The 13,113-nt window shown below is 68.7% G+C and carries 11 protein-coding genes; 6 read left to right on the top strand and 5 right to left on the bottom strand.

What is annotated here, in order from left to right:
• Both ACFPZ3_RS15835 and ACFPZ3_RS15830 read right to left on the bottom strand, forming a co-directional pair.
• Positions 1–833, bottom strand: an 833-nt coding sequence (locus ACFPZ3_RS15835) for an ALF repeat-containing protein (protein WP_379514856.1), incomplete at its 3' end; no start/stop codon positions are given.
• 212 nt (positions 834–1,045) lie between these two features.
• Complete coding sequence (locus ACFPZ3_RS15830; protein WP_379514855.1) at positions 1,046–3,418, bottom strand: S1 family peptidase; 2,373 nt, start codon at positions 3,416–3,418, stop codon at positions 1,046–1,048.
• A 190-nt stretch (positions 3,419–3,608) separates the two neighbouring features.
• Here ACFPZ3_RS15830 and ACFPZ3_RS15825 point away from each other — a divergent pair, with 190 nt between their 5' ends.
• On the top strand, positions 3,609–4,994 hold the full coding sequence (locus tag ACFPZ3_RS15825; RefSeq protein WP_379514854.1) for a cytochrome b: 1,386 nt from the start codon (positions 3,609–3,611) through the stop codon (positions 4,992–4,994).
• On the opposite strand, the gene ACFPZ3_RS15820 is transcribed toward ACFPZ3_RS15825, so the two are convergent.
• Positions 4,967–5,137 carry a hypothetical protein gene (locus tag ACFPZ3_RS15820; protein WP_379514853.1) on the bottom strand — a complete coding sequence of 57 codons (171 nt, stop codon included), beginning with the start codon at positions 5,135–5,137 and terminating at the stop codon, positions 4,967–4,969. The genes ACFPZ3_RS15825 and ACFPZ3_RS15820 overlap by 28 nt on opposite strands.
• A gap of 171 nt (positions 5,138–5,308) precedes the next feature.
• On the opposite strand from ACFPZ3_RS15820, the gene ACFPZ3_RS15815 reads away from it, so the two are divergent.
• The 3 genes from ACFPZ3_RS15815 to fumC all read left to right on the top strand — a co-directional run bounded on the left by ACFPZ3_RS15815 (position 5,309) and on the right by fumC (position 9,301).
• Positions 5,309–5,710, top strand: a complete 402-nt coding sequence (locus ACFPZ3_RS15815; protein ID WP_379514852.1) for an ATP-binding protein — start codon at positions 5,309–5,311, stop codon at positions 5,708–5,710.
• A 436-nt stretch (positions 5,711–6,146) separates the two neighbouring features.
• A complete protein-coding gene (locus ACFPZ3_RS15810; RefSeq protein WP_379514851.1) occupies positions 6,147–7,844 on the top strand; it encodes an NAD-dependent malic enzyme in 1,698 nt (565 codons plus the stop codon).
• The gene (fumC, locus tag ACFPZ3_RS15805; RefSeq protein ID WP_379514850.1) at positions 7,841–9,301 is read left to right on the top strand and encodes a class II fumarate hydratase; all 1,461 of its coding nucleotides are present in this window, start codon (positions 7,841–7,843) and stop codon (positions 9,299–9,301) included. The genes ACFPZ3_RS15810 and fumC overlap by 4 nt, the downstream gene beginning before the upstream one ends.
• A 168-nt stretch (positions 9,302–9,469) precedes the next feature.
• Here the strand turns inward: fumC and ACFPZ3_RS15800 are convergent, their stop codons facing one another.
• Together ACFPZ3_RS15800 and ACFPZ3_RS15795 are read right to left on the bottom strand one after the other, a co-directional pair.
• Positions 9,470–10,432 (bottom strand): amidohydrolase family protein, encoded by a 963-nt coding sequence (locus ACFPZ3_RS15800; protein ID WP_379514849.1) that lies wholly within the window; start codon positions 10,430–10,432, stop codon positions 9,470–9,472.
• A 53-nt stretch (positions 10,433–10,485) separates the two neighbouring features.
• On the bottom strand, positions 10,486–11,652 hold the full coding sequence (locus tag ACFPZ3_RS15795; protein WP_379514848.1) for an FAD-dependent oxidoreductase: 1,167 nt from the start codon (positions 11,650–11,652) through the stop codon (positions 10,486–10,488).
• A 56-nt stretch (positions 11,653–11,708) separates the two neighbouring features.
• Here ACFPZ3_RS15795 and ACFPZ3_RS15790 point away from each other — a divergent pair, with 56 nt between their 5' ends.
• Both ACFPZ3_RS15790 and ACFPZ3_RS15785 read left to right on the top strand, forming a co-directional pair.
• A complete protein-coding gene (locus tag ACFPZ3_RS15790; RefSeq protein WP_379514847.1) occupies positions 11,709–12,356 on the top strand; it encodes a TetR/AcrR family transcriptional regulator in 648 nt (215 codons plus the stop codon).
• 299 nt (positions 12,357–12,655) lie between these two features.
• Positions 12,656–13,084 carry a cupin domain-containing protein gene (locus tag ACFPZ3_RS15785; RefSeq protein ID WP_379514846.1) on the top strand — a complete coding sequence of 143 codons (429 nt, stop codon included), beginning with the start codon at positions 12,656–12,658 and terminating at the stop codon, positions 13,082–13,084.
• Positions 13,085–13,113: the final 29 nt, after the last annotated feature.

Genomic DNA, 13,113 nt, shown 5'->3' with positions numbered 1-13,113 from the left:
CGCGCGGCGTCCGCCGCCGCCCGCGCGGCTTGTACGGCGACGCTGGCCGCCACCGCGGCACCGTCGGCGGCCTCAGCCGCACGTTGTGCCTGACGCTTGGCCTCCGCCGACGCCTGTCCGGCCAGCGAGGCGAGGCGTTCCGCCTCCGCCGCGTCGTTCTTGGCCGCCAGGGACTCCGCCTTCGCGCGGTCGGCCTGCGCGACCGCGGAGATCGCCTCGAACGCCGCGCGGCGCGTCGCCTCCGTGGCGCTCGCCCGCAGATCGCCCAAGGTCTGGTTCTCGTTGTCCCTGGCCTGGGCCACCCCCCAGTCGATCTGGATGAATCGCTCCTGCATCTCCAGGCTGCCGTCCCCGAGCGCCCGGTTCGCCGCGGCCTGCACCTCCGGGCCGCCGTCGGCCATCGCGCGATTGACGACCGCCCGCAGGTCCAGCCTGTACGGCAGCCGCCATCCCGACTCGATGAACGTCCCCAAGGCCGCACGCGTCCCGTTGCGCAGCACCGCGTTCGCGGCGGCCTTGACCTCCGGCCCACCAGCCGCCTTCATCTCGTTCACGCTGGCGCGCAGGTCGATCTCCCGAGCGGTCTCCCAGCCGCCGTCGAGAAACGCCGTCACGGCACCGGCGCCGTCCGAGAGCAGGGCGGCGTTGGCGGCGGCGGAGACCTCGGGACCTCCGTGGGACTTGACGCGGCCGAGCTGCTCGCGCTCGTCCTGCGCCGCGAGCCTGGGAAGCTGGGCGGTGAACGCGCAGATCGCCGCCTCGTTTCCGAGCAGAGCCTCCTCCGCGGCCGGACGGACGTTCAGGCCGCCCGTGACCCACGCATCCAGCGCCACTTGTCGTTCGCAGGCCGGCGCGGCGGGTGGCGCTGATGCCGCCTGTGCTTCGCCGAGGGGGCTGCCCATGAGAAGCAGCGAGAGTACGGTGCCGATAACACTTGTCTTCTGCCATAAGGCGCTGTCGCGCATGCCAGTCACTTCCACCCGTTGTTTCCACACATGAATGGGCGGAACGGCCGGCTGTCATCTGTCAGCCGGCCGTTCCGTTCTCAGTTGACGACCCGCAGTTCCAGGAGGGTCTCTCGGCAGTTGTCCGGATAGTCCGGGTGACTCTCGTCACAGGTGGTGTCCGTACGTCCGAACTGCTCGCTCTCGTCCCGCTCGACGCGCTTGGTGCGCTCCGCGCCGGACGTCACGTTCACAACTTTGGCGTCCACGTCGTGGCCGGCCCCCGGTGAGCGGCTGTCCCCCTGGACCTCGTAGACGTTCGGGATCCGGAGCTTCACGTATCCCTTGGGTGCGATGACCTTGAAGCACACCGCCGTCACGCCGAGGTGCGGCTCGCCGACCTCGGTCTGGCCGTTCAACAGGCCGGGGAACACCTTGATCACACCGACCCCGTTCTCCGGGGACGCGGTGCACGAGACCCAGATGATCCCGCCGTTTCCGGAGATCAGCTGGAAGTGCTGCGCCTCGGCCTCGTCCGTGCCCCAGTCGTCCCGACCGGAGGTGCCTGCGAACTCGTGATGGAAGTCCACGGGATAGGCGAAGTTCTCCAGGATGGAGTCCGGACGGATGACGGGCTGCACGGTGACCCAAGCCGGTATCGCGGACGGATAGGCCCGGCCCACGAACCACGCGATCCCGTCGATCGGCCGGTAGAGGAACAGATGGCTCTGCCCGCCCGACCCCTGGAGGTCGAAGGCGATGATCCGATCCCTCGGGCTCTTCAGGTCATAGCTGCCGATGCCGGTCGAGCTGTGGAACACGGCTCTGAACGTGGTGCCCGTCCCGTGTTCGAGGATCCAGGCCGTCTGCCCGCCCGGCCGGTAGAGCAGCAGGTGATCCAGCTTCCCCGTGTCCTCATAATCGAAGGCGATGATCTGGTCCGCCGCGCCCTTCAGGTCATAACCACCGATCCCGCCGTCGGCCGAGGAGTAGACCGGAGCGTAGGCGCCGTTCGCGCCCCGCTTGATGATGGAGACCATCCCGGTCCCCGGCCGATACAACACCAGATGATCAAGCTTGCCCGAACCGTCGTAATCAAAAGCGGTGATCCGGTCCGCCGCGTTCATCAGGTCCTGGCCACCGATGCCGGCCGAGCTGTGGAACACCGCCCTGAACGTGTTGCCCGCGCCGTGTTCGAGGATCCAGGCCGTGTGCCCGCCCGGACGGTAGAGCAGCAGATGATCCAGCTTCCCCGAGCCCTCGTAATCGAAGGCGATGATCTGATCCGTCGCGCCCTTCAGGTCATAACCACCGATCCCGCCGTCGGCCGAGGAGTAGACCGGCGTGAACGTGGTGCCGCTGCCGTGCTTGAGGATGTGTACCATCCCGGTCGCCGGCCGATACAACACCAGATGATCAAGCTTGCCCGAACCGTCGTAGTCGAAAGCGGTGATCCGGTCCGCCGGGCTCTTCAGGTCGTAGCCACCGAGCCCGCCGTCGGCCGAGGAGTAGACCGAAGCGTAGGCGCCGTCCGCGCCCCGCTTGACGATGGAGACCATCCCGGTCCCCGGCCGGTACAACAGCAGGTGATCCACCTTCCCCGAATGCCCGTAGTCGAAGGCCACCACCTGGTCCCGGGCATCCTTCAGGTCATAGCCGCCGATCCCGGTCTCGCTGTTCCCGTAGTTGCGGAAGGACGTGGTGGGCTCGGCCGCGACCTGCCTGATCCAGGTCGCCAGGTCGTCCACCCGTACCGCGTCGGCGCCGCGCGGCCCGTCGGCGGCCGCGCCGAGGCAGCCCCCCTGCCCCGCGCCGATGCTGAGCCCGACGAGCTCCGGACGGCTCCCGCCCGTACGGAACACCGGCGCACCCGCGTCGCCCTGGCAGGCGCTCACGTCGCCGCCGCTCACTCCGGTCCAGCCGAACGAGCCGGCGGCCACGGCCCCGGCGGTGACCGGCGCGGCATGCAGGCGGCTGGGTGCCCACTCCTCGGCGGTCCGGCCATAGCCGGCGACCTGTAGCGCGTCCCCCGCGGCGGGAACGGTGGGGCTGAGCGTGACAGGCGTGACGTCCATGACCCGCAACGCCAACCGGACCAGCACGATGTCCCGGTCACGGTTCGGGTGGATCCACTCCACGGGCAGCACCCGCCCGCCCGAACCGTACAGGTCCGTCCTGCCGACCGTCACCGTCGTCGCCACGGCCGGCGCCCCGCTCTTGACGGGCTGCCCGTCAGCGGCGAAACAACTGGTGGCGGTGATCACCCACTGCGGGCTGACCAGGGCTCCGGTGCATCCGTGCGTCTCACCGACGTTCACCTTCGCCACGAAACCCCACGTACCGTCGGCGACCGGGCTCCCGCCCCGCACCGCATGCGCAGGCGTCGCCTCCGCCCAGAGCACGGCCGAGGAGACGACCAATAAGAAGGAGAGGGTTGTGATGTGTAATAACCGGATCATTCGCTGGAGGTTCACGGCACGATTGTGGGAGCCACGACCTGGGCGAACCAGGGCATCCACCGGACATTGAGCGGCCATTTACCCGGCGGAGAGCTCTCGGCCCGGCCTCCACAGTGACGTGATTCACGGTCACAAGGGCCCCTGCCGACGTCACACCTGCCGGCCCGATCTCGTCATGTGTGTAGGCAAGGTTAGGGGGCCTCAGATGCGTTCGTTGCCGGGCATACGCCGCTCGTTCCAGTTCTCCCACTGGTCGTTCATGTTCGCCGAAATCGCCGTCTGGTCGTTCGTCGTCCTGCTGGTGACCGGGGCGATGCTCATGCTGTTCTACGACCCCGGCATGTCCCAGGTGACCTATGACGGTTCCTACGGGCCGCTGCGCGGGCTCCTCGTCAGCAAGGCGTTCGACTCGACCATGCACCTGAGCCTGGAGGTGCGCGGCGGCCTGCTCATCCGCCAGATGCACCACTGGTCGGCGCTCATCTTCGTGGCGGCCGTCGTGGCGCAACTGCTGCGCATGTTCCTCACCGGCGCGTTCCGCCGCCCGCGCGCCCGGCAGTGGCTGATCTGGGTGGCGCTGCTGGCGCTGGGCATGTTCGCGGGCGAGACCGGCAACGCCCTGCCCGACGACATGTTGTCGGGCGGGAGCCTGTGGCTGGTCATGTCGGTCGTGCAGTCCGTCCCGGTGGTGGGCGCGTGGGTGATGTCGCTGCTGTTCGGCTCGGGCTTTCCCGGCGACACGATCATTCCAGTCATGTACGGGGGGCACCTGCTGCTCGCGGCCGTCATAGGCGCGCTGTTGATCGCCCGTGGGCTGCTGGTGCGGCGAAACGGCCACTCGCGGTTCGTCGCCTCGCAGCCGGCGCGGCGACGCGCCCGCCCGCTGATGGCGGCCGCGACGGTCGGCATGCTGATCATTCTCGGGTTCGGGTTCCAGATCGCCCCGATCTGGCTGTACGGCCCGTCCAAGCCGACGCAGATCTCGGCGGGCTCGGTGCCCGACTGGTACATGGGGTTCCTCGACGGCGCCCTGCGCATCATGCCCGGGTGGGAGCTCACCCTCGGGGACTACACGCTCAGCCTCGCGGTCCTCCTTCCCACGGTGGTGGTACCGGGGGTCTTCTTCACCGCGCTGGCCGCGTACCCGATGGCCGAGCGCTTCCTCCTGGCGCGACGCGGTCGCCACGACGCGCTGGGCCGGCCGAAGAGCACGCGCCGCATCGCCCGCGGGACCCCCGCGCGTGACCTGCTCGACCGGCCGCGCGACACGCCCGTGAAGACCGCCATCGCCGCCGCCGGCATCACCTTCTACGGCCTGCTGTGGGCGGCCGCGGCCAACGACCAGCTCGCCCACCAGTTCCACCTCAACGTCAACACAGTGACGATCTTCTTCCGGTACGCCGTGGTCATCGGACCCGTCGTCGCCTTCGTCGTCACCCGGTGGATCTGCCTCGCGCTCCAGCAGTCGGACCGCGACGTGGCCGAGCATGGCGTGGAGACCGGGATCATCACCCGATCCCCGGACGGCGGATTCCACGAGCGGCTGGCACCGGTGCGCGATCGTCACCGGGAGTTGAGCCGGTCGGCATAGATCCAGGGCTCGCCTCCAAGAAGGACAGCCGAGGCGCTGCCGGCCCGCCCGCCGACGCCGCTTTCGAGCAGGGTCCGCGGGCGGAGACGCCGGGTGTCGATGCTGTTGAGCCTGCCCGCCAGGACGATGCCGAGCGAGTTCACTGGGTGTCTGATTTCCGCGCCCGGCCAGGCGGCCGGGCGCGGGTTCGGCCTGACGACAGCGAGCCGCAAGCGGGCGGCAGGGAACCGACAAGCGGGATCGGCATCCTTGTAGGTGTCAGGCGGTACCAGCCGATGCACTCGCGGAGGCGATGGGGAATGATCGGCACCAAGATGCGAGAGTTTCCGGCCCTGCTCGAAGAGCTCGGGCACGTGCGTCATTTCGCGGGCGGCGTCGTGGCCGGCCACCCCGCCGCGGACGACGTGGTCCTGGCCGTCTCCGAACTGGCCGCCAACGCCGTCGAGCACTCCGCCGCCAGCTGTGACGACAACTTCGAGGTGCGGATCACCCATCTGGCCGACGCCGTCCGCGTCGAGGTGCACGACCACGGTGGCGCGGGCAGGCCGCGGCCCGGCGTGGCCGATGCGGAGGCCACCCGGGGGCGCGGGCTGTTCCTCGTGGACCACCTCTCCCGCGACTGGGGCATCACCCACAAGCCGGACCACACCGGCGTCTGGTGCGAGATCGGCTGCACCTGCACGAAATCGCCGACACTCGAAAAGGCCGCCGCATGAAAGGGCGCCTGGTGTCCGCCATGAGGTGATCGGCGACCGGACCGCATGGCCGGCTGACGTTGGACCTCATCGAGCGAGGCCAGCAGCCAGTCCAGCCGGCCGGCACCGATGACGGCGGCGGTGAACTCCGCGGTACGGCTGGTGAGAATGAGCTGGTCGCGGGCGGCGGCCGCGCGGCCGAACTCGGGGGCGGCCAGCGCCGGCGCGGAACGCGTTGATAAGCAAAGCACGCTCTTCTCCCGCTCCAATCTCCCCGTTCTTTGCGGACTTGGGACAGTCGGGAGCTGCGGTTGCGTGTCCACGCCCCTGGCCAGGGAAGCGTCTGCGGGAGGGGTATTTGCCCGTTGAACTGGCGCTGGGTTCCCCGGGCGCCGTGCTCGATAGGGGGATGACGACGATGTCACCTGGGAAGAGGAAACCGGATCAGGTGGGCTTGATGTTCGCCGAGCAGGCGGACGGGAGTTTTGTGACGTGCCTGCGGGGCCAGGCGGTGCTGGCGGAGCCGCTGCTGAACAAAGGCACGGCGTTCTCGCCTGAGGAGCGGGAAGAGCTGGGCCTGGACGGCCTGCTTCCGCCGGTGGTGGAGACGCTGGAGGAACAGGCGCGCCGGATGTACGTGCAGTACCGGGCGCAGCCGACCGACCTGCTCAAGAACGTCTACCTGGAGGCGCTGCGGGATCGCAATGAGGTGCTGTACTACCGGCTTCTGGATGATCATCTGCGCGAGATGCTGCCCATCGTGTACGACCCGACCGTCGGCGAGGCGATCAAGCTCTACAGCCATGAGTACCGCCGCCCCCGGGGCGTTTACCTGTCCATCGACGACGTCGGCGGGATCGAGCGGGCGTTCAAGAACGTCGGGCTGGGCCCGGACGACGTCGATCTGATCGTGGCCTCCGACGCCGAGGAGATCCTGGGCATCGGCGATTGGGGAGTGGGCGGCGGCGCCGGCATCGCGACGGGCAAGCTGGCCGTCTACACCGCCGCCGCGGGCATCGACCCCGGCCGGGTCATCCCGATCGCCCTGGACGTGGGCACCGACAACGAAGCCCTGCTGAACGACCCGGCCTACGTCGGGAACCGGCACGCGCGGGTGCGGGGCAAACGCTACGACGACTTCATCGACGCCTACGTCACCACTGCCACCCGGATGTTCCCCGGCGCCCTGCTGCACTGGGAGGACTTCGGCCCGTCCAACGCCCGCCGGATCCTGGAGAAGTACACCGGCCACATCTGCACCTTCAACGACGACATGCAGGGCACCGGCGCGATCGTGCTGGCAGCCATGCTCAGCGCCGTCAAGGTGTCGCAGACCCCGATGCGCGAGCAGCGGATAGTCATCTTCGGGGCGGGTACGGCCGGCATCGGCATCGCCGACCAGTTGCGCGACGCCATGGTCCGCGACGGACTGGACCACGACACCGCCGCCCGACGGATCTGGCCTATCGACAAGCAGGGCCTGCTCATCGACGACATGAGCGACCTGCGTGACTTCCAGCAGCCGTATGCCCGCCCGCGCGACGAGGTGGCCGACTGGCCCCGAGACGAGCACGGCATCTCGCTGGCCGAGGTCGTCGAGCGGGTCAAGCCGACCATGCTGCTGGGCACCTCGACCGCCCACGGTGCGTTCACCGAGAAGATCGTGCGCACGATGGCGGCAGGCGTGGACCGCCCGATCATCTTCCCGATCTCCAACCCGACCGAGCGGATCGAGGCGATGCCCGCCGACCTGATCCGCTGGAGCGACGGTCGAGCCCTGATCGCCACCGGCATCCCGATCGAGCCGATCACGCACAACGGCGTCACCTACGCCATCGCCCAGGCCAACAACGCCCTGCTCTACCCCGGCCTCGGGCTGGGCGTGGTGGTCGCGCGGGCCCGCCGGGTCAGCTCTGGCATGTTCCAGGCCGCCGCCGAGGCCGTGGGCGGCATGGTCGACGTCTCGGCGCCGGGCGCGTCCCTGCTGCCCCAGGTGGAGAATCTGCGCGAGGTCTCGGCCACGGTCGCCGTGTCCGTCGCCGACCAGGCCGCCGAGGAGCACCTGGCGGGCACCACGCTGCGCAACACTGTCCAGCAGGTCCAGGACGCCATGTGGCAGCCCACGTATCGCCGCATCCACGGGAACGGGAGATGAGCGCGCCGCAGGTCCGCGATGTGCCGATCGGCCTGCAGGCCACCGGCACCCGGACGGAAGGCGACTCCCTCGGCGAGGTGGAAGTCCCGGCCGAGCACTACTGGGGCGCGCAGACCCAGCGGTCCCTGATCCACTTCGACATCGGCGACGACCGCATGCCCAAGGCCGTCTACCACGCCTACGGCTACATCAAGAAGGCCGCCGCGATCGTCAACGCCCGCGCCGGCCGACTACCCCAGTGGAAGGCCGATCTGATCAGCCGGGTCGCCGACGAGGTCATCCGCGGCGAGTTGGACGGCGAGTTCCCGCTGTACGTCTGGCAGACCGGCTCAGGCACCCAGTCCAACATGAACGTCAACGAGGTGATCTCCAATCGGGCGATCCAACTCGTGGGCGGTCGGCTGGGCAGCAAGGACCCCATCCACCCGAACGACCACGTGAACATGGGCCAGTCGTCCAACGACACCTTCATCACCGCCATGCATGTGGCCGCCGTCGAGGCCATCGACGATCATGTGCTGCCCGCCGCGGCCAGGCTGCGCGAGGCCACCGAGGCCAAGAGCCGGGAATGGGAGCATGTCGTCAAGATCGGGCGTACCCATCTGGAGGACGCGACCCCGCTGACCGTCGGACAGGAGTGGTCCGGCTACGCCGCCCAGCTTGGCGACGCCATCGACCACCTCCAGCGCACCCGCACAGGGCTGTACCAGCTGGCGATCGGCGGCACCGCGGTCGGCACCGGGTTGAATGCGCCGCCGGGGTTCGGCGAGGAGATGGCCAAGCAGATCACCGAGCTCACCGGGCGCCCCTTCACCGGCGCGCCCAACAAGTTCGCCGCCCAGGCCTCCTGCGACCACCTCGTGCGAGTGTCGGCGGCGCTGCGCGCTCTGGCCGTGCCGCTGTTCAAGTTCGCCAACGACCTGCGCTGGCTCGGCTCCGGGCCGCGTACCGGCCTGCACGAGCTGATCCTGCCGTCCAACGAGCCTGGCTCGTCGATCATGCCGGGCAAGGTCAACCCGACCCAGGCCGAGGCCACGTTGATGGTCGCCATCCAGGTGATGGGCAATGATGCCGCGGTGTCGATGGCCGGCGCCGAGGGCAACTTCGAGCTGAACGCCTTCCGCCCCGTCATCATCAAGAACGTCCTGCACTCGGCGCACATCCTGGCCGACATGATGGACCACTTCCGCAGGTTCCTCATCGAAGGAGCCAAGCTCAACGCCGACAGACTGCACCACAATATCGACCACTCGATCATGATGGTGACCGCGCTCAGCCCCGTCATCGGCTACGACCAAGCCGCCCACATCGCCCACTACGCGCTCGACAAGGGTCTGGCGCTCAAAGACGCCGCACTCCAATGCGGCATAGCGGAGGACACCTACGACAAGATCGTCAATCCCGAACGCCTCACAAGGCCCGGAGTGCCCACCCCGGACGGCGACACCCGACGCTGAAAACGGCATCTACTGGTGCGGGCGACCTATCCGCGGGTAGCGGAGCGTCCGGAGGCTGAGCCGCTCACGCCGCCCTTCCCGGACCGAACATGACCGAGTTCGAACGTCACCGTTAAGGGGGCGTTGCGGATCGGACGTGTGTGTTTCCCGTAGTTCTGTGCCCGGCTGTCAAGCGAAGCGGGGGAAAAGTCTGAGCGCGTTGTCCCGTTCAACGCCGCGCAGTTCGTCCTCGGTGAAGCCGTCGAAGCTGATGAGGTTGGCGATGTTGTGTTCGACGGTGGGCTCCGGGGCGGCGGGCCAGTCGGTGCCGAACAGGATGTGGTCCGCGGTGGTGACTTCAAGCGTGGGCAGCAGTGAGTTGCGGCTACCGGCCAGCGCAGTTTCGTAGTAGAGGCCGCGTAGCACCTCGGCAACGTGTGCGGGGTCGATGTCCGCGTCGTGTGGTCCCCGTCCCATGATGGTGTGCTCGCCGATCCGCCAGCCGAGTGTTGGCAGCACGCCTCCACAGTGCGCCAGGATCAGGCGCAGCCCCGTAGTCCGCTGGAAGGCACCGGTGTAGAGGGCGTTGGTGATGGTGCGTGCCGTGTCGAAGGGAAATTCCACGATCGAACTCGGTCGGCCGAAGCCGAGGACGTCGATGTGCGGGCAGTCGGTGGGGTGCACAAAGACAGGTACCTCTCGGCGGGCCAGCTCCGCCAGTACCGGTTCGAGGGAGGGATCGCCGAAGTAGTGCCCTGCCATGTTCGAGGTCAGCACCACGCCGTCGAGTCGCAGTTCATCGAGGGCGTAGCCGAGCTCGGTCAACGCCTCATCGGGTCCGTCCGCTGGGAGCGTGGCAAAGGCTCCGAAGCGGTCTGGGTGTTCGGCGATCAGCTCGGCGTGTCCCTCGTTGATCATCCGGGAGACGCGGGTGCCGAACTCGGGGTCGTCGGCCGACCCCGCGAACGCCAAGGGCATGGACACGATCTGGGCAGCGATGTCGTGCCGGTCCATGTAGGCCAGTGCGGCCTGCGGCGTCCACCGTACGGAGATCTTGTAGCCGCCCGTCGGCCGGAAGCCCCGGGCCGCGACCGCCGCCATCGCTTCCTCCGGCATGGCGTGAGTGTGGACGTCAATACGTTGACTGGGCATGAGTGTGCTCCCTTGTCTGGGTGGGGCGTCGATCCTGACCCTCGGCCGGCAGGTCAGGCCCAGAGCGGTCCGAGACGGCGGGCCGCTCGTCGCACGTCAGCGTAGGAGCGGGTGGAGCTCTTGGCCTGGCTGGTGACATGGGCGCCGAAGACGGTGGCGGTGATCGCTCGGACGGCGGCCCACCGGTTCTGGTAGCGGATCTGCCAGCCGATCCAGGAGAGCGCGTCCGCTTCGGGTTTCCAGGCCGCCTCGTAGCGGGCGCCGGCGCTGTCCAGGGGTCCGGAGGCCAGGCACTGGTCGAGCACCATCGCAGACTCCAGCGCCGCGTTGCCGCCCTGGCCGATCGGCGGGAAGGCGACCGCGGCGTCGCCGAGCAGCACGGCCCGGCCGCCGTGCAGATGGGAGCAGGTCAGCCGCTGTCCCAGGTGGACGCTCTCACGCCGGGAGAACTCGGCGATCGCCTGCTCGCCGGCCAGGTTTAGGGCGCGAGGGACGTGCCGGCGCAGCCACGCGGTGGCCTGCGCGGGGGAGTCGAAGGTGATCGGTTTGTTCACCCCGATGACGCACAGCCAGCGCACGCCTTCCGGCTTGTCCTCATCAGCGATCACCCCGGCGAGGACCAGCGGGCTGGCCGCCAGCCCGTTCAGATAGTGCTTGTCCAGCCGGTCGCCGACCCGGTCGAACTCCAGGATGAGCCCGTAGTTCGGGATGCTGGAGGTTTCGACGGTGAAGCCTTCGACCTGCTCCCGCATTGCCGTACGCACCGCCGAGCCCGCGCCGTCAGCGCCGATGACGAGGTCGAAGCGCTGCCCGGCCACCTCGCCGGCGTGCACGTCGAGGGCGCGTATGTCGCTGTGGAAGGCGAAGTCGATCAGGTCGCGGTGCCGTTCCTCGGCGAGGGACATGAGCGCCCGCATGATGTCGCCCCGCGAGCCGATCCACCCCGGCTCGGCCCAGCGGTCGATCACCCGGCTGCCGAACCTGATCCCGCGGAACCGAGTCAGGTGGGCGTCGAAATGGGCGGGGGCATCGATGTGCCGCAGCGCCCGCAGCCCATGGCCGGTGATATCGATCGGGTAGGAGCGATCGGGGTTGAAACGCGGCATGCGCGCGGGGTGGGCATCGCGCTCGAACACGGTGCTGCGGATGCCGCGCCGGGCCAGCGCGATGGCCGCTGTCAACCCTCCGGGTCCGCCTCCGATGATCGCGATGTTTGCCATTGCGCCTCCCTTGTTGATTTCGAATCAATGATACCCAATCAACTAGGCTGGACGGCATGGCCTCCACCCGAGCGGAACGCGCCGCCTCCACCCGGAGCAAACTCCTCGACGCAGCGATCGAGTTGTTCCTCGACAAGCCCTACGACGAGGTGTCGGTCCACGACCTCGCCAGCGCCGCCGGGGTCGCCTACGGGCTGGTCGCCCACCACTTCGGCAACAAACGGGGCATTCACCTGGAGGCCATGCGGCAGATCGCCCGCGGCCTCGAACAAGGGCCGCCTCCGCCCGGTCCCGCCGGCACGCGGATCCGGCAGTTCGTCCACCACCATTTCGCTTCCATCCAGCAGAACCCGGCCGCCTACCTCGGGCTGATGCTCGGCGCCGACCCCGACAGCCGCGCCATCATCGATTCCGCCACACAACTGGCCATCCAGGCCACCGGCGAAATCCTCGACCTGGACCCGGAGCGGCCTGCCGTCCGGCTGGCCCTGCGCTCGTGGTTCGGCGCGGTCGGCGCGGCCGCGATCGTCTGGCTCCAGGACGGCCGCCTGTTCCCCGCAGAAGACCTGGTCGAGATGGTGATTGCCACCCTGGCCGAGCTACTCCGTCAAGCCGCACGACTCGACCCGGCCTTCGACCCGACCTCGGTCCTGGCCGCCCTGGGTCGGCCCGCGGGGCCCACCGCCGCTCCGGGCCACGGATAGCGCGAACCAGCAGTCGCACGTTGACCGCCAACCACGATGACCGAGGTCGACATCGACAGCGCCGGCCACCTCTCGTGACTGACCGCCCATCGCCCTTTCCTGACGTTGAGCGCTCCAGTCGACGCCACCCTGACTACTAAACGTTGACATACATCACTTAGAGTGAGGATCGATGTCGACCAACCCGTCAAGACGCCACAGGAGGCCACACAGTGAGCTCACCCTCGGAACCCGAAACGGCTCCCCAAGGCTTTGTCCTCGACAGGGACCAGGGCGATGCGTTCTGGTGGTTGGGGTCATTGGCCATCAACAAGGTGGTCGGAGGATCGACGCACGGCGGCCTGAGCATTGTCGAATCCTTGGTGCCCGCCGGCTACGCGCCGCCGGTGCACATCCACAACGGCAAGGACGAGACGTTCTACATCCTCGACGGTCGGTTCTCCTTCGTGTGCGGGGCACGGTCGTGGCAGGTCACCCCAGGGTCGCTGGTGTTCCTGCCGCGCGACGTGCCCCACGGTTTCCGGGTGTCCGACGACGGACCGGGCCGGCTGCTGCTCATCGGTAACCCAGCCGGGTTCGAGGAGGTCATCCCCGAGCTGGGCGACCCTGCCCCGCAGACGGAAATCCCCGGCCCGGACATCCCCATGCCGGATCCCGACCGTGTCTCCGAGGTGTGGGCCGCCCATGGGATCACCATCGCCGCCCCGGGGTCCACGCCCATGCCCTGACCAGCCGTCGATCCGAGGACGGGTTCATC

Source organism: Nonomuraea insulae (genome assembly GCF_042656245.1).
This window is presented reverse-complemented; position numbering and strand designations above follow the sequence as displayed.

Coding starts and splice junctions, on each gene's coding strand:
- ACFPZ3_RS15800 (WP_379514849.1), bottom strand. CDS start 10,432: ATGCCCAGTCAACGTATTGACGTCCACACTCACGCCATGCCGGAGGAA.
- ACFPZ3_RS15815 (WP_379514852.1), top strand. CDS start 5,309: ATGCGAGAGTTTCCGGCCCTGCTCGAAGAGCTCGGGCACGTGCGTCAT.
- fumC (WP_379514850.1), top strand. CDS start 7,841: ATGAGCGCGCCGCAGGTCCGCGATGTGCCGATCGGCCTGCAGGCCACC.
- ACFPZ3_RS15790 (WP_379514847.1), top strand. CDS start 11,709: ATGGCCTCCACCCGAGCGGAACGCGCCGCCTCCACCCGGAGCAAACTC.
- ACFPZ3_RS15825 (WP_379514854.1), top strand. CDS start 3,609: ATGCGTTCGTTGCCGGGCATACGCCGCTCGTTCCAGTTCTCCCACTGG.
- ACFPZ3_RS15795 (WP_379514848.1), bottom strand. CDS start 11,652: ATGGCAAACATCGCGATCATCGGAGGCGGACCCGGAGGGTTGACAGCG.
- ACFPZ3_RS15810 (WP_379514851.1), top strand. CDS start 6,147: ATGTTCGCCGAGCAGGCGGACGGGAGTTTTGTGACGTGCCTGCGGGGC.